Origin of the sequence: Polaribacter sp. SA4-12, from assembly GCF_002163675.1 — a bacterium.
In the GTDB taxonomy this organism is placed as follows: domain Bacteria; phylum Bacteroidota; class Bacteroidia; order Flavobacteriales; family Flavobacteriaceae; genus Polaribacter.
In genome coordinates this window covers 1,020,533-1,040,616 of record NZ_CP019334.1, presented here as the reverse complement: position 1 = coordinate 1,040,616, position 20,084 = coordinate 1,020,533, and the positions used below count along the sequence as shown (strand labels likewise).

At 29.6% G+C, this 20,084-nt stretch carries 15 protein-coding genes; 11 read left to right on the top strand and 4 right to left on the bottom strand.

Annotated features, from left to right (window positions below; genetic code table 11):
• Positions 1–74: 74 nt before the first annotated feature.
• Positions 75–1,829 (bottom strand): ABC transporter ATP-binding protein, encoded by a 1,755-nt coding sequence (locus BTO07_RS04530; RefSeq protein WP_087520097.1) that lies wholly within the window; start codon positions 1,827–1,829, stop codon positions 75–77.
• A gap of 196 nt (positions 1,830–2,025) precedes the next feature.
• Between BTO07_RS04530 and nusB the strand changes: the two genes are divergently transcribed.
• From nusB to BTO07_RS04485, 9 genes are all read left to right on the top strand, one after another.
• On the top strand, positions 2,026–2,964 hold the full coding sequence (gene nusB, locus BTO07_RS04525) for a transcription antitermination factor NusB (protein WP_087520096.1): 939 nt from the start codon (positions 2,026–2,028) through the stop codon (positions 2,962–2,964).
• Between the two features lie 34 nt (positions 2,965–2,998).
• Entirely contained in the window at positions 2,999–3,466 is a 468-nt protein-coding gene (locus BTO07_RS04520) for a DUF1573 domain-containing protein (RefSeq protein ID WP_087520095.1), read from the top strand.
• A gap of 2 nt (positions 3,467–3,468) precedes the next feature.
• Positions 3,469–3,789 carry a preprotein translocase subunit YajC gene (gene yajC, locus BTO07_RS04515; RefSeq protein WP_087520094.1) on the top strand — a complete coding sequence of 107 codons (321 nt, stop codon included), beginning with the start codon at positions 3,469–3,471 and terminating at the stop codon, positions 3,787–3,789.
• 103 nt (positions 3,790–3,892) lie between these two features.
• Positions 3,893–4,831, top strand: coding sequence for a CdaR family protein (locus tag BTO07_RS04510; RefSeq protein ID WP_087520093.1), 939 nt, complete (start codon positions 3,893–3,895; stop codon positions 4,829–4,831).
• A 1-nt stretch (position 4,832) separates the two neighbouring features.
• Entirely contained in the window at positions 4,833–5,429 is a 597-nt protein-coding gene (gene coaE / locus BTO07_RS04505; RefSeq protein ID WP_087520092.1) for a dephospho-CoA kinase, read from the top strand.
• Between the two features lie 103 nt (positions 5,430–5,532).
• Positions 5,533–7,101: a sensor histidine kinase gene (locus BTO07_RS04500; RefSeq protein WP_087520091.1), complete on the top strand. Its 1,569-nt coding sequence runs from the start codon at positions 5,533–5,535 to the stop codon at positions 7,099–7,101.
• 11 nt (positions 7,102–7,112) lie between these two features.
• Positions 7,113–7,814 carry a response regulator transcription factor gene (locus BTO07_RS04495; protein WP_087520090.1) on the top strand — a complete coding sequence of 234 codons (702 nt, stop codon included), beginning with the start codon at positions 7,113–7,115 and terminating at the stop codon, positions 7,812–7,814.
• A gap of 72 nt (positions 7,815–7,886) precedes the next feature.
• The gene (locus BTO07_RS04490; RefSeq protein ID WP_087520089.1) at positions 7,887–8,507 is read left to right on the top strand and encodes an L-threonylcarbamoyladenylate synthase; all 621 of its coding nucleotides are present in this window, start codon (positions 7,887–7,889) and stop codon (positions 8,505–8,507) included.
• The gene (locus tag BTO07_RS04485) at positions 8,507–8,995 is read left to right on the top strand and encodes an SRPBCC family protein (protein WP_087520088.1); all 489 of its coding nucleotides are present in this window, start codon (positions 8,507–8,509) and stop codon (positions 8,993–8,995) included. The genes BTO07_RS04490 and BTO07_RS04485 overlap by 1 nt, the downstream gene beginning before the upstream one ends.
• Here the strand turns inward: BTO07_RS04485 and BTO07_RS04480 are convergent.
• Positions 8,987–9,985: a glycosyltransferase family 2 protein gene (locus tag BTO07_RS04480; RefSeq protein ID WP_087520087.1), complete on the bottom strand. Its 999-nt coding sequence runs from the start codon at positions 9,983–9,985 to the stop codon at positions 8,987–8,989. The genes BTO07_RS04485 and BTO07_RS04480 overlap by 9 nt on opposite strands.
• 66 nt (positions 9,986–10,051) lie before the next feature.
• Complete coding sequence (locus BTO07_RS04475) at positions 10,052–10,495, bottom strand: type I restriction enzyme HsdR N-terminal domain-containing protein (protein ID WP_087520086.1); 444 nt, start codon at positions 10,493–10,495, stop codon at positions 10,052–10,054.
• 17 nt (positions 10,496–10,512) lie between these two features.
• On the opposite strand from BTO07_RS04475, the gene holA reads away from it, so the two are divergent.
• Positions 10,513–11,514 carry a DNA polymerase III subunit delta gene (gene holA / locus BTO07_RS04470; protein ID WP_087520085.1) on the top strand — a complete coding sequence of 334 codons (1,002 nt, stop codon included), beginning with the start codon at positions 10,513–10,515 and terminating at the stop codon, positions 11,512–11,514.
• Position 11,515: 1 nt separating this feature from the next.
• The gene (locus BTO07_RS04465; RefSeq protein WP_087520084.1) at positions 11,516–11,968 is read left to right on the top strand and encodes a DUF1569 domain-containing protein; all 453 of its coding nucleotides are present in this window, start codon (positions 11,516–11,518) and stop codon (positions 11,966–11,968) included.
• A 76-nt stretch (positions 11,969–12,044) separates the two neighbouring features.
• Here the strand turns inward: BTO07_RS04465 and BTO07_RS04460 are convergent, their stop codons facing one another.
• A complete protein-coding gene (locus BTO07_RS04460; RefSeq protein ID WP_087520083.1) occupies positions 12,045–19,793 on the bottom strand; it encodes a T9SS type A sorting domain-containing protein in 7,749 nt (2,582 codons plus the stop codon).
• Between the last annotated feature and the right edge of the window lie 291 nt (positions 19,794–20,084).

Here is a 20,084-nt window from a genome sequence, read left to right as displayed (position 1 = left end):
TTAAAATAGTAATTATAAAATGTTTGTTATACTTAACAAATCTAACAAAATATTTAATGTAGCAATGTTAAAGATTAAATTTCTTTTTCTAAAAGTTGTTGATCATACAAACCTTTATAGTAACCTTCTTGCGTTATTAACTGATTATGAGTTCCTTGTTGTGTAATTTCACCTTCGTCTAAAACAATGATTTTATCAGCATTTTTGGCTGATGAAACTCTGTGGCTAATAATAAATGTTGTGATGTTTTTAGAGATTCTTTCTAAATTTGATAATATTTTTTCTTCAGTTTCTGTATCTACAGCAGATAAACAATCGTCAAAAATTAAGATTTTAGGGTTTTTAATAATTGCTCTTGCAATAGAAACACGCTGTTTTTGTCCGCCAGAAAGTGTAACACCACGTTCTCCTAAAATGGTTTTGTAACCATTAGGGAAATCGATAATGTTTTTATGAACATCAGCATTTTTTGCTGCTGCTATAATTTCTTCTTCTGTAGCATCTTCTTTTCCGAATTTAATATTGTCTTCGATACTTTCAGAGAATAAAAAAGGATCTTGAGGTACAAAACCAATCTGACTTCTAACATCATCTAAATTAGCTTCTTTTATTGGTTTTCCGTCTAATAAGATAGTTCCTATGTCTGTATCATATAATCTAGAAATAAGTTCAATAATTGTAGATTTTCCAGAACCTGTTTTTCCTAAAATAGCTATTGTTTCTCCAGATTTTACAGAGAAATTTACGTTTTTTAAGGCAGTAATATTTGTATCATCATAGGTAAAAGTAACATCCTTAAAAGTAACATTTCCTTTTAATTCTGTAGACGATGTGTTTGTATTAACAATTTCTGGCACTTGTTGTAAAAATTCATTAATTCTTGCTTGAGAAGCTTCTGCTTGCTGTATCATAGAAGTTACCCAACCTACAACTGCTACTGGCCAAGTAAGAATGTTAACATACAACATGAACTCAATAATGGTCCCTATTTTTATTTCGTTATTAATATATTGTTGTCCACCAACATAAATAACAATGATGTTACTAATACCAATTAAAAATACCATTAAAGGAAAAAATAATGCATTTGCTTTTTGAAGGTGGATGTTTTTATCCTTGCTTTCATCAGCTATTTTATCAAAATCCTTTATAATTGAAGCTTCAATTCCGTACGATTTTACAACATTAATTCCTGAGAAAAACTCTTGATTAAATGTTGTTAATTTTGATAAATATTCTTGAACAACGGTACTTCTTTTATGAATAACTTTACTTAAAATAAAGATTGAAATTGATAATAAAGGAAAAGGAATTAATGTATACATGGTTAGTTTTACATCGATACTCATCATTTGTGTAAAACCAACAGTAAACAATACAATCATATTCATACTGTACATAATTGCTGGTCCAACATACATTCTTACTTTAGAAACATCTTCAGAGATTCTATTCATTAAATCACCTGTTCTATTCTTCTTGTAGAAATTAAGCGATAATCTTTGGTATTGCTCATAAATCTCGTTTTTAAGATCAAATTCTATCAATCTAGAAGTAACAATTATTGTTTGTCTCATTAAAAAAGTGAAAACTCCAGATAATACGGTTACACCAATTATAATAAGTACATTTATTAATAATTGGTGATTTACTTCTTCTAAATTCGTTACAATTCCGTTTTGATAATCTTCAACAACGTTTAAAGAATCACCAATTATTTGAGGGATTTTTAAAGCCAAGAATTTAGCAGAAAAGGTCATTATAATACCGATTATTAATCGCCATTTATATTTAGAAAAGTACTTATTAATGTGTCGTAGTTCTTTCAACGAATATTTATTTTTAAAAAAATAAAATTACAATTAATATAGCCTCTGTAAATTATTTTTTTGTTAAAAAAGAGAAAGCGCAAAGGTACAAGTTTAAGTGCAAAATTAATTCTTAAAAAAGAATTAAAAACTTGATAGGATAAAACTAAAATAACACTATTTTTGCACCGCAATTTATATATAAGTTCTTTAGAAAATGATAAACAGAAGACATATTAGAGTTAAAGTAATGCAGTCTGTATACGCTATGTTACAATCTCACAATGATGATATCATTAGAGAAGAAAAGTTTTTAAAACATAGTATTTTAAAAATGTACGACTTGTATGTTTTAAACATACAATTGTTAGTAGAAGTACAAAAATTAGCAGCTAAAAAAATTGCGCTTTCAAAAAAGAAGATTCTTGCAACAAAAGAAGATCTAAACCCAAACAACAAATTTTTAAACAATAAAGTTATAAATACTTTTGCAGAAAGCATTAGTATAGAAGGCTATATTGAATTAAATGGTTTAAATAATTGGGAAGAAAATGAAGAGTATGTAAAAATTATTTATGATGAATTACAAAAAAGTGATTTATATAAAAAATATTTAGATACTGTAGACGATTCTTATAAAGTAGATAAAGCCTTTGTAATAGATTTCTTTAAAGAAATTATTGCTCCAAATGATAAATTAGGAGAATTGTTTGAAGACACAATGATTTCTTGGGTAGATGATATTCCTTTTGTAAATACTTGGGTTGTAAAAACATTAAGTAAGCAAAAAGAGGATGTTACATTTATTTTAAGTAGTCTTTATAAGGATAAAGATGATGAAGAATTTGTATCTAAAATGTTTAGAAAAACAGTCTTAAAACATAAAGAATACGAATTAGATATTGAAGAAAAAACACCGAACTGGGAAACAGAAAGAATTGCTGGTATAGATATGATTCTTATCAAAATGGCAATTTCAGAATTTTTAAATTTCCCATCAATACCAACAAGAGTTACTATTAATGAGTATATCGAAATTTCTAAAGATTATTCTACAGAGAAAAGTAGCTATTTTATTAATGGTGTTTTAGATAAAATTTCTAAAGAATTTATAGAAAATAAAAGAATCGTAAAAATAGGTAGAGGATTACTATAATTTATTTATTATTTTTACATAAAATTAAATCAGAATGAAAAAAACAACAATTTTATTAGCTTTAGTAATTACTGCATCATTTTTTACAGCATGTAAGGATGGTGGAAATGTAACAACAAAAATTAACAAAGAAAATTTAGAGAAAGCTGCATCAAGAGATTTAGAAATAAAGAAAGGAACAGCTTTAATAACTTTAGACAAAAAAGTCTATGATTTTGGTACTGTTAATGAAGGTGATATTGTAGAAACTAGTTTTATGGTTACCAATTCTGGTAAAACAGATTTAGTAATTACAAATGCACAAGCAACTTGTGGTTGTACAATTCCTGTTTGGCCAAAAGCACCAATAAAACCAGGAGAAACAGGAGAGGTTAAAGTAAAATTTAACACAAATGGTAAACCAAATAGACAACAAAAATCTATAACTCTAACTACTAACACAGAATCTGGTAGAGAAATATTAACATTAAAAGGTTCTGTAACACCAAAAGCAAAAATATAATTATGTATACTGTAATGTTTTTACAAGAAGGAGGATTAGGATCTTTAGCGAGTATGTTACCTTTCTTAGCAATTATTGTAGTGTTTTATTTCTTTATGATAAGACCACAAATGAGTCGTACAAAAAAGGAAAAAGCATTTCAAGCTGAAATTAAAAAAGGAGCGAAAGTTGTAACTTCTAGCGGAATTCATGGTAAGATTGCAGAAATTAATTCTGCAGACAATACTATTACTATTGAAACAGGAGCAGGAAAAATTAAATTTGAAAGCTCTGCAATTTCAATGGAATTGAGCAAAAAATATTCAGCTCCAGCAAAAAAATAAAAATTAAGTTTTTAAAATATTAAGTGAGCATTGTCTTTTAAGATACTGCTCACTTTTTTGTTTACAAGCTTTTGTGTAAATTGCATAGAAATTATTTATTGCCTTGAAAAATAATAAAAAAATATCGAAAAGTTTTATAAGTTTTCTAATAGCATCTGTTTTAATATGGTTGTTAATAACGCTATCTAAAGAATATACTACAACTTTAACATTACCAGTAAAGTATACGAATATCTCTCAAGATAAGTTATTGCAAAAAGAACCTACAAAAGAAATAGACATTTTAGTAAAATCGACTGGTTTTAATATTATAAGATCAAGGTTTGGCAATAAAAGTTTAGCTTTAAGTGCTCATAAATTGATTAGAAAATCTTCAAGTAAATATTACTTTTTAACCAAAAATCAATTTATTGCAATTCAAAAACAATTACGATCAGGTGTTCAATTACAAGATATAGCTTTAGATACAATCTACTTAGAAATAGGTAGTTTAATCTCTAAAAAAGTTGCTTTAAAACCTAATTTAGAGATCAAATATCATATTGGTTATGATATTTTAGAGACTGTTTTAATTAAACCAGATAGTATTTTAATTTCTGGGCCAGAAGCTCAAATAGAAAACATAAAAACAATTAATTTAGAATTGTTAAAATTAGAAGATGTGAAGTCTAGTTTTTCTGAAAAGGTTAAAATTATATTACCAGAAAACTCAAGTAATATTAAAGTGAATTCAAGCTTTACTACCGTTAGTGGAAAAGTAGAGAAGTTTACTGAAGGCTCTTTTCAAATTCCTTTTATAGTTGATAATCTTCCTGAAGGTGTGGAGTTAACTACATTAAATAAAACTGTTGAAGTTGTTTTTGTAGTTGGTCTTTCTAATTTTGATAAAATTGATAAAAACTTTTTTAAAGTTGTTTGTGATTACAATATTTCTAAAGAAAATAACCTTAGTTATTTATTACCAAAAGTGACTTCAAATTCTAGCTTAATCAAAAGTTTTAAATTGATACCTAATAAAATAGATTTTTTAATTCAGAAATAAGATGATAGTAGGTTTAACAGGAGGAATAGGAAGTGGTAAAACTACGGTTGCTAACTTTTTTGCAGAATTTGAAAATGTTATTATTTATAACGCAGATTCTGAAGCAAAAAAATTAATGAACTCTTCGTTAATCATCAAATCTAAAATTATTGAAGAATTTGGAGAAGAATCGTACCAAAATAACCAATTAAATAGACTTTTTATAGCCAACCTTGTTTTTAAAGATAAGAGCAAGTTAGAAGCGTTAAACGCAATTGTACACCCAGAAGTAAAAAAACATTTTCAACAATTTGTTAATCAACATAAAAACAAGGATTATATCGTTTATGAAAATGCAATTCTCTTTGAAAGTAAGAGTAATTTAAAATGCGATATTATCATTTCTGTTTATGCACCTATAAAGGTTAGAATAGATAGAACTGTGTTAAGAGATGGAAGCTCTAAAACAGCTGTAGAAAATAGAATAAAAAGTCAATGGTTAGAAGATAAAAAGCTACTGCAGTCTAATTATGTTATTTCTAATTTTAATAGAGAAGATACTCGTTCTCAGGTTATTAGAATTCATAATATTTTAACAGAAAAAATAGGTCGAATTTAATTAAATTCATGTTTTTTGTTAAAATAATCTTAAAATTAAAATAATACCGTTAATTTAGGTTAAAAACAATAATTCCAACTTTTGAAAGCCGTAACTTTGGTTTATGGGGAAGAAAATGTTTGTTCTTATTGTTGCTTTAATGAGCATTTCTTTAGTAGGGATTATTACTGTACAGTTGTATTGGATTAACAATGCAGTTGAAAGTAAAAAAGAACAATTTAAGAATGATGTTCAGAAATCTTTAGGAAGTGTTTCTCAGGTGATTAATGAAAAAGAAGAGACTTTTTTTGATAAAAAAATTGAAGGATTAACCGATAATGTAGGTTTGGCAAATGCAGCTAAAATTAGAAATTACCTTTTTCAAGAAATAGACACCCTTAAAAAAGAGAGAGTAACATTTGGATCTACATTTTTAGAAGAAAACTTTAAATTACCTACAGATTTTTTAGACAATGATTCTATAATTGTAAAGAGAGTTTCGGGAAAACAAGATTTTTTTCATTCAAGATTAATTAAAGGTGTAGATAATGCTTTTTCTTCTACAGATGAAAAAAGATATTCGTTTACAAAAAGGTTTACAGATATAGAGAAAATGTATTATTCTCCATATTTTGAGTATTATAAAAAAACAAAACCTATTCATCAAAGAGTAAGAAATAATGAATTAAATACTACGATAAGAGAAGAGTTAGATAAGAGAAATATATACTTAGATTTTAAATATGGTGTATATAGTAAAGATGGTTTAGCTACAAAGTTAAAATCTGGTTATTATACAATTAATCAAAAAGAGAGTTACCAATATCCATTATTTTTTAACACAAATGGAGATGTAGATTACGAATTATTTATAACTTTTCCGTCAGAAAAGGAACATATACTTTCAGGAATTTCAAATATTTTATTGCTGTCTTTATTCTTTATTTTAATTATTATAATAGCTTTTTCAAGTTCATTATATCAATTGATTAGACAAAAGAAAATATCAGAAATTAAAACTGATTTTATAAATAACATGACGCATGAGTTTAAAACGCCAATCGCGACCATTAATCTAGCTTTAGATTCTATAAAGAACCCAAAGGTGATAAATGATAACGAAAAAGTTTTACGTTATGTACAAATGATTAGAGATGAGAATAAGAGAATGCATTCTCAAGTAGAAAATGTTTTAAGAATTTCTAGGTTAGAAAAAAACCAAGTAGAAATTAGTAAGGAAAGTATTGATATGCACGACATAATAGATGATGCAATATCTCACACTAGTTTATTGATTGAAGATAGAAAAGGAAGTTTAGATACTCATTTTGAAGCAATAATTACAGAAGTTCCAGGAAATCAATTTCATTTAACAAATGTAATTGTGAATATATTAGAAAATGCTTTAAAGTATTCTGAAGGATCTCCAAAAATTGATGTCTATACAGAAAGTACAAATAAATTCTTTGTTTTAAAAGTAAAAGATGAAGGAATAGGAATGAGTAAAGCTGTTCAAAAAAATGTTTTTGATAAGTTTTATAGAGAACAAAAAGGAAACATACATGATGTTAAAGGCCATGGACTTGGTTTAGCGTATGTAAAAGAAATAGTAGAAAAACATCATGGTTCTGTTATTGTAGAAAGTGAAAAAGGAGTAGGAAGCATATTTACGGTAAAATTACCTTTAATTTAAAAAATATAACAATGGGAAGTAAGAAAATATTATTAGTTGAGGATGATCCTAATTTTGGAACAGTTTTAAAAGATTATTTAGCATTACACGATTATAATGTAACACATGCAAAAGATGGTATAGAAGGTTTAATCATGTTTAAAAACAGTGATTATGACTTATGTATTTTAGATGTAATGATGCCTCGTAAAGATGGTTTTTCATTAGCACAAGACATTAGAGGAACCAATAAAGAAGTGCCAATTATTTTTTTAACAGCTAAAACTTTAAAAGAAGACGTTTTAAGAGGATATTCTGTTGGTGCAGATGATTACTTAAATAAACCATTCGATTCTGAAGTGTTATTACATAAAATTAAAGCAATTTTACAACGTAAAGACATCGATAAATCTACAGAATCAGAGCAATTTGAATTTAAAATAGGTGGTTTTTTCTTTAATTCTAAATTAAGACACTTATCTGTAGGAGAAGACGGAGAACCAATAAAACTTTCACCAAAAGAAAGTAAATTGTTACGCATGTTAGCAATTCACAAAAACGATTTAATGCCAAGAGAATTAGCATTGACGAAGATTTGGAGAGACGATAACTACTTTACATCAAGAAGTATGGATGTTTACATTGCAAAGCTTCGTAAATATTTAAAACCAGATGAACATGTTGAGATTTTAAATATTCATGGTGAAGGATTTAGAATGGTAGATAAGTCTTAATAAAAAATAACTTCCTTAAAAATAAAACTCAGCATGATTGTTAATCAAGTTGAGTTTTTGTACATTTATAATATGGCTGAATTCATTAAAATATATAATGATAACCCCAATCAAAAGGCAATAGATAAAGTTGTTGCCGTTTTAAAACGTGGAGGTTTGGTAATTTACCCAACAGATACTGTTTATGGTTTAGGTTGCGATATTACGAACACCAAAGCTTTAGAAAAGATAGCTCAGATAAAAGGTGTTAAACTAGAAAAAGCTAAGTTTTCTTTTATTTGCAATAATTTAAGCCATTTATCTGATTATGTGAAGCAAATAGATAGCGCTACTTTTAAAATTCTTAAAAAAGCTTTACCAGGACCTTATACGTTCATTTTACCAGGAAGTAACAACTTACCAAAAGTGTTTAAAAAGAAAAAAGCAGTTGGTATTCGTATTCCTGATAATAATATTACGAGAACTTTAGTAGAAAGTTTAGGAAACCCAATTGTAACAACATCAATTAGAGATGATGATGAAGTTTTAGAATATACTACAGACCCAGAATTAATTTTCGAAAAATGGGGAAAACTAGTAGATATCGTAATTGATGGTGGTTATGGAGATAACCAAGCATCAACTGTTATCGATTTTACTGAAGGTTATCCAGAAGTTATTAGAGAAGGTAAAGGAAGCTTAGATATTCTATAATGGCTAAAATTGAATTAGAAACTATTATTAATATTAATGATATTACTATTGTTTTTGATTTAATAAGAAGTATTGATTTGCATAAAATTTCTACAGAAAAATCTAAGGAAGAAGCAATAGCAGGAAGAACTTCTGGTTTGATTAAACTCAGTGAAACCGTAACTTGGCGAGCAAAACATTTAGGATTTACACAAGAATTAACCTCTATAATTACAGATTTTGAATCTCCATTCTTTTTTGCTGATGAAATGGTTAAAGGAGCCTTTAAAAGTTTTAGACATGAACATTATCTTCATCAAAAAGATAATAGAGTTATAGTAAAAGATATTTTTAAATACGAATCGCCATTGGGTTTCTTAGGTAAAATTGCAGATTTTCTATTTTTAAAAAGATATATGCATCATTTTCTCCTTGAAAGAAATATTGTAATTAAAGAATATGCTGAGTCTGGTAAATGGAAAGAAGTTTTAAAAAGAAAATTATTTTAAGTCTTTAAACTCTTTTCTACCTAAAGCAAAGTATTGCCAAACAATACTTGTATGTAGGTTGTAATCTTGTTTTTTTGATAATTTCTTACGCTTCTTTAGAAATTTATTAAAGTTTTTATAAAAACTAAAATGTGCTTTTATGATTGCCCAAGTATGAATTGGTCTTAATTCTATCATAAACTTGATTCCTGCAACTCCATCTAAAACTAAACGAGAAAATATTACGAATAAGAACCATTTCTTTGGAACATTCTTAACCACATTAAATAAACTATTTCTAAAGTTTAAAAATGTTTTATGAGGATTTGTTTCTTGTAAAGTAGCACCACCAACATGATAAACTGTAGATTCTCCTACATATTTAATTTTGTAACCATTATTTTGAGTTCTCCAACATAAATCAATTTCTTCTTGATGTGCAAAATAGTCTTCATCAAAACCTTCTAGTTTGTGATATACTTTAGAACGTATAAACAAACAAGCACCTGAAGCCCAAAAAACATCCGTTGTATCATTAAATTGACCTTTATCTGTTTCTAAATGATTAAAAACGCGTCCTCTACAATAAGGATATCCATATAAATCAATAAAACCACCAGCAGCACCAGCGTATTCAAACTTAGTTTTGTCTTTAAAATCTAATAATTTTGGTTGAATAATAGCTGTTTCTTCATCCGTTTTAAAAACATCAATTATTGGTTTTAACCAATTTTCAGTAACCTCAACATCAGAATTTAATAAGCAATAAATATCTGCATCAATAGATTGTAAAGCATCGTTATAACCTTTTGCATAACCACCATTTACAGCGTTTTCAACTATTTTTATAGAAGGAAAATATTCTTTTACATATGAAATTGAAGAATCTGTGGAAGCATTGTCTGCTATATAAACGGCAGCATCTTTCGAACTAAAATCTACAACAGATGGCAAGAACTGTTCTAACAGTTTTTGACCATTCCAATTTAATATGACGATTGCTATTTTCAAGAGGGCAAAATTACATTTTATAAATTAGTTTAGACCTAATTTTTTACTAATAAAATATAAGGTTTGTTATTTATAATCAGGAATATCTTTTAAGAAAATATAAGTTTCATTTTCAAAGTCCATTTTGCAGAAGAAATGCTCTAATCCATTGGTTACAATCAAATAATTAGCTTTTAATTTTAAATTATAACGTGCAATTTGATCAAAAGTATCTTGAGTAATCTTAATAGAGGGGGCTTTACATTCTACAATTATTTCATGATTTCCTTCTTTATTAAAAACTAAAATGTCAGTTCTCTTCTTGCGATTATTAATCGTTAATTGTTTTTCTAAAGCAATTAACGAAATCGGATATTTTTTTTCTTCAATCAAAAAATAAACATAATGTTGACGAACCCATTCTTCTGGAGTTAGAACCATATATTTTTTTCTCAATTTATCAAAAATAAGCGTCTTATTTTCGCTACTTTTGAGTTTGAAATTATAAGTTGGTAGGTTGAGTCTTTGCATCAATCAAAAGTAAGAAAATGAACGAAATAAGAAACATTGTTTCAGATATAAAGAAAGGAAATATAAAACCTATCTATTTTTTAATGGGTGATGAGCCTTATTACATTGATAAAATTTCTGATTTTATTGAAGAAAATATTTTGGATGAAGCGGAAAAAGGCTTCAATCAGCAGGTTATGTATGGTAGAGATGCTAGTATAGAAGATATTGTTTCTTCTGCAAAAAGGTATCCAATGATGGCTGAAAGACAAGTTATTATTGTAAAAGAGGCGCAAGATTTAAGTAGAAATATTGAAAAATTGGTTTCTTATGCAGAGAATCCACAACCAACTACTGTTTTAGTGTTAAATTATAAATATAAAAAACTTGATAAGCGTAAGAAGTTGCACAAAGCAATTGCAAAAACAGGTTTTATTTATGAGAGCAAAAAATTATACGAGAATCAAGTTTCAGATTGGATTCGTAGAGTTTTAAGCGGAAAAAAGTATCAGATAGAACCAAAAGCATCACAAATGTTAGTGGAGTTTTTAGGAACTGATTTGAGTAAGATTTCTAATGAATTAGATAAGTTAATGCTAATTTTACCCAAAGAAACAATTATAGATGATACTCATATTGAAGAAAATATAGGTATTTCTAAAGACTTTAATAATTTCGAATTACGAAAAGCAGTAGGAGAGAAGAATATTGTAAAAGCGAATAGAATTATAAATTATTTTGCAGAAAACCCAAAAAATAATCCTTTGGTAATGACTATTTCTTTGTTAAATGGTTTTTTTACACAGTTACTTTCATTTCATGGTTTACAAGATAAATCTAAAAATTCAGTTGCTAAATCTATAGGTGTTAGTCCTTATTTTGTTGATGAATATTTTTTAGCTGCCAGAAATTATCCGATGCGAAAAGTAGCGCAAGTAATTGCAACTTTAAGAGACGCAGATGTAAAGAGTAAAGGAGTAGGAGCGAGTCAATCTCAGAAAGATATTTTAAAAGAATTATTATTTAAAATTTTACATTAAGATGAAAAACATATTTACCAAAGAAATTACTGATGAAGTAATTGCAAGAATAGAAAAGTTAACTGCTACTTCGCAACCAAATTGGGGTAAAATGTCTGTTGGTCAAATGTTAGCACATTGTTCTGTAACCTATGAAATGGTTTATACAGACAGGCATAGAAAACCAAATGCGTTTGCAAGGTTTATTTTAAAGATGTTTGTAAAAAATATAGTTGTTTCTGAAAAACCATATTCTAAAAATGGTAAAACTGCACCTCAATTTATAATGAAAGAGGATAAGAATTTTGATGATGAAAAGAAACGCTTGATCGATTATATTGTTAAAACTCAAGAATTAGGAGAAGGGTATTTTGAAGGTAAAGAATCTCATTCTTTTGGAAAACTAACAGCAATAGAATGGAATAATTCATTTTATAAACACCTAGATCATCATTTAAATCAGTTTGGAGTATAGGAGTTGATAATATATTAAAAAAAAAAAGAGCAGTTATAAACTGCTCTTTTTTTTGTTTTAATGAAGGACTATAAAATTAATCTATCATTATTTTCTTAGTAAGGTTTCCTTGTTCTGTTTGTACTTTAACTATATATATTGTAGATGATAATGCATCAACTTTTAGTTTATGCAAGTTTGTGTTTTCAAGGTTTTTCCATTCTTTTACTTTTTGACCAAGAATATTGAATAACTCAACTTTTGTGATAATTTTAGGACCTTTATTTTTAATTACAAGCTCCTTTAAATTGTTGTCTACATAAGTTGAAATATCGTTTCCTAATTCTATATCTTTTAGATTTAATGTTAATGCATTAAAAACAATAGCAAAACGATTTACATATTCTCCTTTAGGAAGATTTAATTCTACAGGTTTTTGTAAATTATGAATTTGACCATTAAATAAATCTACAAGGTAAAGTTTATATGAATCCATATTTACCTTTTCATCAACTAGAATATAAACAGGTTTATCAGAATCTATATTCAAAGCTATGGGGATTTGCATCTCTTTAGTAATTTCTCCTAAACCAGCAATAGCTAAGTTTTTGCCGTCTTCAAATTGCCAATATGCATCTGTTGGTTGTATATCAAAAATTTGACTATCGAAACCATTGTCATAATTAAACGTATTTCCACTTTTAAAATTGACACCCAATTGCCTATGAATATTTATATTATTTTTATTGATGTAATTAAAACCTACTTTAAAAGAAGATAATGCTACTATTTTAGTTTTCGCAGCACCTTTTAATAGAGTATTGTTGTCGCTATAAACTCTTTGTGAATTTTCAAAAGAAAAAGTTCCACCATTAAGGGCTTCAACGAAAAAAGCTTGCCCTACAGGAATAAACTGTGAAGGTGAGGTGTAACTTCCATCACCACCACTAAGGCCTGCTGTTCCGGTTACAATAGTGTTTGCAGCTATTCCTTGTGCTTGGTTTCTTATAGAATACCCACCAATATATCCATATGTACCATGTCCTTCTACAGAAGCTGTGGTTGTACTTTCTCCTAAATGCTCCCAAAAATAAAGCGTACCATCGAGTATTGGATTATTATCTGTAATGAATAAATCTGCATCAATAGCGCTAGGGTAGGGATTTCCTACTAGATAAACGTCTCCAGGAGTAATTGTTTTGTTAATTGTACCATCATTAGGTGTACCAACAAATGTAAAGTTTTGAGGAACTCTTCCTGTACTTTTCATTGTATAACCATCTCCAATTGCAATTAAACCATCATTTTTTTTGTGAATCCAAGCATTTCTATCTCCGCCATTACCATCACTGGTATAAGAATAAATCCAATGGCTAGCAATTTTTATTGGATTATCAGTAGTTCCATTTGTATTTGTAATATCACTTAAGTCACCATCCCATTGTAGGAAAGTAATTGGATTAATACTTGAGTTTTCTGAGGTTGGTGTTGTACCATCATTCATAACACCTTCTACAGTAAACTGTGAATCTCCTAAAGCAGGAACAACAGGTGAAGACCAATAATTATATCTATATATATTAGGTACAGATGTTTTCTGGTCTCTATAAAGTTTACCGTTTCCACTAACATTTGTAAATCCTAAATGAGATTGTACTAAATGAGCATTACCAATTAACTTAATTTCACCTTCCAATTTGAGTTCGCCATCAAATTCTAAAAATTTAGTGTTATTTACTATTAATTTAGAATTGGGTTTTATCCAAACACACTCTACATTTGCGCTACTTGATAAAATGGCACTTGTTTCAGAGGTTTCTCCATCAATAATTAATACTTTAGTACCATCTTCATTTAATACATCATCATCTATAGTTGGAGGAAAGCTACTACCATCAGAGGCTCCTGTCCATTTTGTTGTTGCATCTCCATTCCAAAAAATGGCGTTAATTACAGCATAAGTGAAGTATTTTGTGCCATTAAAATCTATATTTGCTACTAAGTGATCACTTGATCCGTCTATTTGTCTTATAGTTAGTGGTATATGTCTAACATTGGTAGTGAAACTAGGGTCATCAGCAACGATTATTACTGGAATTTCGTTTGTAAGACCAAGATCAAGAACTGTATCAAAAACAAAACCACTTCCATTGTCTTTAATAATAGCAACTTCAACAGTTCCAATAGTACCTGTTTCTACTATTTTCCAAACACGATCTAATTGTTTTTTTTCTGAACAAAGAATTGGTGTAGAAGAGTTATTTGTTAAGCTAGCTCCGTTATTACCCCAAACTAAGAAAGATTTATTACCAGTTATATTATTAGTATTAGCAAAATTAGAGTTATTAACACTAGTATTGGAAATAGCACCTAAACCAATTGTTATTACAGCATCTGAGTTGATAGATTTAGATTGTTTTTGTAAGAACTCCATAGCCATATCTTTACCAATACCCGCTACATCATTATGGTAGGTTTTTACGATATCATTATCCCAAATAACAGTTAAATCTTCTGTTACATAATTTCCTTCAATAATTCCTCCAGCGACTTCTGTTCCGTTTAAAGTAAACCCATATTTTAGAGCTAAATAACTTTCTATTTGCTGTCTTTGTATATCTGTATGAGCAACACTAAACAACATTATTTCTGCAATACTACCAATTATACCTCTTGTATTGTCTGTTCTATCTCTACCTACGTAGTAGGTATGACTAGCGTTAGGCAGATTATTGGCGAAAACTCTTGAATGTAATTCATAATTATCGGGTCTATCTCTAGTTAAAAAATTATCTTCAAAACCACTAACATATTCAACTCCATTTCTAACATCTGAAGGTGTGTCAGGGTCGTTATAAATTTGATCTTCTGATGTATGACCAAACCCAATACCATTTCCATCATTATTTGTAAATGGTGTTGTAGATGATGCCGTAGAAACATCATTATACACAATATACATAGTTCTTGGATCTAAGTCATTGGTATTTGTTAAAACATCGTTCCCACTGTTAAAAGTTACTACTGGATTAAAGTTTAGGTTGTTGGCTGCAACAGTATTGTCTGGTGAATTAGTACCTCCAGTACCTGTAAAATCTAAGCCTGTAGTTTGATCTACCCAACTAGTAACAGTTGCATCTCCAGTTACATCCATATCTGCTCTTAACCATAGCGTAGCATCATCAAGAGAAACAAGAACAGTATCATCTGAATCATCTCTGTAATCCAAATCTCCACCAGAACCAGAGTCTCCGTCAGTGTCAGGTAAAATACTTGAAAGTGGATTGTTTATACTATCATTAGAATCCCAAGGTTCTGTTGTATTATCTACGGTGTCAAAAATATCAACTAAACCATCTCCATCTGTATCTGTAGCATTGAATGTATCTCCATTTCCATTTTCGTCGATATCTGGAGTTCCATCGTTATCTGAATCTAAATCTAAAAAATCTGGGGTATCTGTACCATCTGTGTTTTCTATTGGGAAACTGGTTGCAGCTAAGTCGTTATCATCACTTCCATAAATATTATACAATCCATTAGCACCAACTGGGCCAGAAGGAGCAAAGTAAGTAGCTGTTGGTTGTGCTTCTATATTATCAGGTATACCATCGTTATCTGAATCGATATCTAAATGATTTGCAACACCATCTCCATCTAAATCAAAATAATCTTGAACACCGTCTCCATTCAGATCGCCTAAAGTACCTCCTCCATTATCATCAACATCTAAATAATTTGGAATACCATCACCATCAGAATCTGCATTTGGGTTAATTCCACCAACATTTTCTAATGTGTCTAAAATTCCATCATTATCATCATCTATATCTATACTGTCTATAATTGAATCGCCATCTGTATCAGGACTGTTTATTGCATCTCTATAGTCTAAATCTCCTGCTCCATTTTTATCTCCATCTGCATCTGGTAATATACTAAGTAATGGGTCATCAATTTCGTCATTAGCATCTATATCGCCGGTATTTGCGCCTTCAAAATTATCGTCTAAACCATCTCCATCAGTATCAGTTCCGCTAATACTATTACTACCTCCATTTTCTTCGATGTCTGGAGTTCCATCATTATCTGAATCATTATCTCTATAATCAGGTAAATTAGGAACCGTATTGTCAAAATCTAAAGGTGTTAGACCTGTTACACTTGTATAAGTGTCATTATTTTCATAGGCAGCATCTACACCATTTACACCAACATTGCCAGAAGGAGGAACATAACCTTGTGTAGTTTGTGCTTCTATATTATCTGGAATACCATCATTATCTGAATCTATATCTATATAATCTGGTAAATTAAAACCTAGAGCATCAGTATCTGAGTTTATTGGTGCTGTTGATATATCAGCCCCAACAGTATTACTAATACCACAAGGACTACCTATTGTACAATCTGTATCATAAGCATCATTTAAACCATCATTATCTGCATCATTATCTGTATCTGTAGAAGGAGCAACATAGCCAACTGTTGATTGTGCTTCTATATTGTCTAAAATACCGTCGTTATCTGAATCTAAATCTAAAGAGTTTATAATACCATCTCCATCTGTATCTAAACCACAAGGATCTGTATAAGAATCATAGGTTATTCCATCAATTCTTAGATTACTATTATCTCTTATCATTGAGATTCTTATATATCTAGCATCAGCAACTAGTGTATATTGTTGATTTATATATGCGTTGATTGTAATATAAGAGAAAGAGGCATTATTTGCAAACCCAGAAGTTCCAATAGAAGATTGAACTTCCATTGTGTTAATCGTATTACCTACTGAAGAACGAATTGTAATAATTGTACCCATTACAATTGTTCTACCTAAATCTATGATTAAAAAATCATTATTATTATTTAAAACAGCATTACCTGTTATTTCTAATAAAGCATTAGTAGGATTACTAACATCATTAGAGATTGGAGCTGCAGTTGCATTTCCTATAGGGAATACAACAGAACCACATTCATCTATGTCTAAAATACCATCATTATCATCATCAATATCAGTACTGTCGGCTATACCGTCTCCATCTGTATCTATGCCATCAAAATCGTCTCTATAATCTACATCTCCACCTGAATTTACATCTGCATCTGTATCTGGTAAATGTATTGAAGGGGTGTCTTTATCATCATTTACATCAAAAGCTAAATTACCAAATGCATCAAAATTATCATCAATACCATTGTTGTTTAAATCATTACCACTTAATGTGTTGTCTGTATCTCCATTTTCTTCAATATCTGGCTTTAAATCACCATCTGAATTATCGTCTCTATAATCTGGATTGTCAACTCCATCAGTATTTACAGGAGTTAAACCTGCTGAGTTATAATTATCTGTAAAGTCGTAACGACTATCTAAACCGTTTACTCCAGGAACAAGGTTTGGTGCTTCATAGCCAGATGTTGTTTGCGCTTCTACATTATCTGGAATACCATCATCATCTGAATCTAAATCTAAATAATCTGGAATAATATCTAGATCTGTGTTTTCTAATGGAAAATTGTAAGTGCCTCCATCTGTTCCATTTTCATAGATATCATACAATCCATTTGCTCCAACACTTCCTGTTGGAAGTACATAAGTATTGTCTTGAGCTTCTCTATTGTCTATAATTCCATCATTATCTGAATCAATATCTAAAGAATCTGGAATGCCATCACTATCTGTATCTTGGCAATCTACTAAAGTAAATGCTGCATATGTAACATTGTCTATTTGTAAAGAACCAGCTCCATCATCTACGCTTAGTTTTATTCGAATAAATCTTGAAGTTCCTACTAATGTATATGTTTTTGCTACTTCAGTATTATTACCAAAAGTGTCATTTTGTAAGTTACTAAAGGTAACTCCATCTAGAGATTGCTCAACAGACATTTCATGGTTAGGAGAATTATTAGATTTTGCTCTTATAGAAATAACTATATTATTTGGAATGATATACCCTAAATCTACTATTAAATAATCATTAACACTATTTAACGATGCTCTTTGATTATTATTTCCATTTATTGCATTTTGAGGATTCCCTACACTGCTATAATCTGCTATGCCAGATGCAGTTCCAGTAGGAATTACGGTATTTATTAAAGGACATTCTGTAGTATCTAAAATACCATCATTATCATCATCTATATCTACGATATCTGGTATTCCATCACCATCGGTATCTTTACCAGTTACATCATCTCTATAATCTACTTCTGCATCTTCTAAAGGATCTGAGTTAAATAAATTTGTTGGTAGCACTTCAATTTCATCGTTTACATCCCAATTAGAAGGAGTGTTAACATCATTATCAAAATTATTGTCTAAACCATCATTATCATCATCAAAACCAGAAAGAGCATCTGGTTGAACATTATTACTAGTAATACCATCTGTAGAACGATTATTTTCTTCAATATCTGGCGTTTCATCTCCATCAGAATCAGAATCTCTATAATCTGGTATTGTATCTGAATTGTTTAACGCACTATCTGTATTTACAGGTAAGTTTGTTGCTGGGGAATAAGAATCGTTATTTTCATATAAATTGTCTAAACCGTTTTCTCCGACAATACCACTTGGGGCAATATATCCTGCAGTGGTTTGGAACTCTACATTATCTGGAATACCATCATTATCTGCATCGATATCTAAATAATCTGGTAATGTTATTAAATCTGTATTTATTGGAGAAATTGTATAAACGCCTCCTTCTGTATTACTTTCATAAACATCATATAAACCATTTGCACCCACAGAACCAGTTGGGAGTATACGAGTAGTACTTGGTTGTGCTTCAATATTATCTATAATACCATCGTTATCTGAATCTATATCTAAATGATTGGCAATACCATCTCCATCAAAATCAAAATAATCTTGGACACCATCTCCATTTAGATCGCCTAAAGTACCACCACCATTATTATCTACATCTAAATAATTTGGAATTCCATCTGCATCTGCATCTGCATTTGGGTTGATTCCACCAATATTTTCTAATGTGTCTAAAATACCATCATTATCATCGTCAATATCTGTTCCATCATCTATACCATCACCATCAGAATCTAAAAGAACTATAGCGTCTACAGTACCAACAGCTACGTGTAAAGATTCAGCTTCAACAGGTGTTGCTAAATTATCTCCACCACCTGCACCTACTCCTGGAAATAGTGTGAATTTATGACTAGTTGCAGTTGCAATAAAAACAATGGTTGTTTGGCCCCAAACATCTTGAGTTATATTAAAAACATCTCTTCTAGGTTGACCTTCTACTGTGTAGGCAAATTGATCTAAATAAGTTCCTGAGTAATATTCATTTGTACCAGATCCACCATCTTCCATTGATCTGGCGGTAAGTGTGTAAAGTTTTATTTTGTATAGTTTACCTATTACTAAATCAGTAATCGTTGTAGCAACATTTTCTTCAAATTGCCCACTTCCACTTACATCACCAATATCTCTAATCGTAATCCAACGTACATTAATAGCTGTTGGTGGTGAAGGAAGATCTCCTGTAGCTCCACTAATATTCCATGTAGCGTTATAACCTACAGAACCACCTGTTAGTGGAGGTAAAAAATTACCCCCCGCCTTCTCTTTGTTAGAGACGTCTGGTGTACCATCTTCTGCAATGTCTGCATCTTGCCAGTTAGTGGGGTTACAATCTCCACAAATTTCTGAAGTACTACTTGTAGGAGGTATAGATTGAGAATATGTTTCATTACAAAAAGCCAAAAGTAGCGTAATACTTAGAACAGTAATGTGGGTGAAATTATTTTTTAAGTATTGAATTCCCCAAAATTCAAAAATCTTAGAAATATTTTTTCTCATAAAATTTTTTTATAGTAAAGTAGGGAGGATTTATTACAAATATACATTTTTAAAATAAAAAAAGAAGGTTAGATGCTTGATAGCACCTAACCTTCTTAAAATAATAATTATAACTTTTATATCTAGAATCCAGTTCCAGGAGTTTCTGGACTTTGTGCTTGCGCTTTTTGTGGACTTAATATTGGATAAGTACCCAATGCAGTTAAAGCAGCATATTTACCGTAATTCCCAATCTTTTTTAGAGGGTCTTTACGAGAAATTTCTTGCCCATTATTCTTTGTATTTTTATTT

What these genes read in the sequence shown, in the direction of transcription:
- BTO07_RS04500 (WP_087520091.1), top strand. Translation starts at nt 5,533, where the DNA reads ATGGGGAAGAAAATGTTTGTTCTTATTGTTGCTTTAATGAGCATTTCT.
- BTO07_RS04465 (WP_087520084.1), top strand. Translation starts at nt 11,516, where the DNA reads ATGAAAAACATATTTACCAAAGAAATTACTGATGAAGTAATTGCAAGA.
- BTO07_RS04485 (WP_087520088.1), top strand. Translation starts at nt 8,507, where the DNA reads ATGGCTAAAATTGAATTAGAAACTATTATTAATATTAATGATATTACT.
- BTO07_RS04520 (WP_087520095.1), top strand. Translation starts at nt 2,999, where the DNA reads ATGAAAAAAACAACAATTTTATTAGCTTTAGTAATTACTGCATCATTT.
- BTO07_RS04495 (WP_087520090.1), top strand. Translation starts at nt 7,113, where the DNA reads ATGGGAAGTAAGAAAATATTATTAGTTGAGGATGATCCTAATTTTGGA.
- BTO07_RS04460 (WP_087520083.1), bottom strand. Translation starts at nt 19,793, where the DNA reads ATGAGAAAAAATATTTCTAAGATTTTTGAATTTTGGGGAATTCAATAC.
- nusB (WP_087520096.1), top strand. Translation starts at nt 2,026, where the DNA reads ATGATAAACAGAAGACATATTAGAGTTAAAGTAATGCAGTCTGTATAC.
- coaE (WP_087520092.1), top strand. Translation starts at nt 4,833, where the DNA reads ATGATAGTAGGTTTAACAGGAGGAATAGGAAGTGGTAAAACTACGGTT.
- BTO07_RS04490 (WP_087520089.1), top strand. Translation starts at nt 7,887, where the DNA reads ATGGCTGAATTCATTAAAATATATAATGATAACCCCAATCAAAAGGCA.
- BTO07_RS04475 (WP_087520086.1), bottom strand. Translation starts at nt 10,495, where the DNA reads ATGCAAAGACTCAACCTACCAACTTATAATTTCAAACTCAAAAGTAGC.
- holA (WP_087520085.1), top strand. Translation starts at nt 10,513, where the DNA reads ATGAACGAAATAAGAAACATTGTTTCAGATATAAAGAAAGGAAATATA.
- yajC (WP_087520094.1), top strand. Translation starts at nt 3,469, where the DNA reads ATGTATACTGTAATGTTTTTACAAGAAGGAGGATTAGGATCTTTAGCG.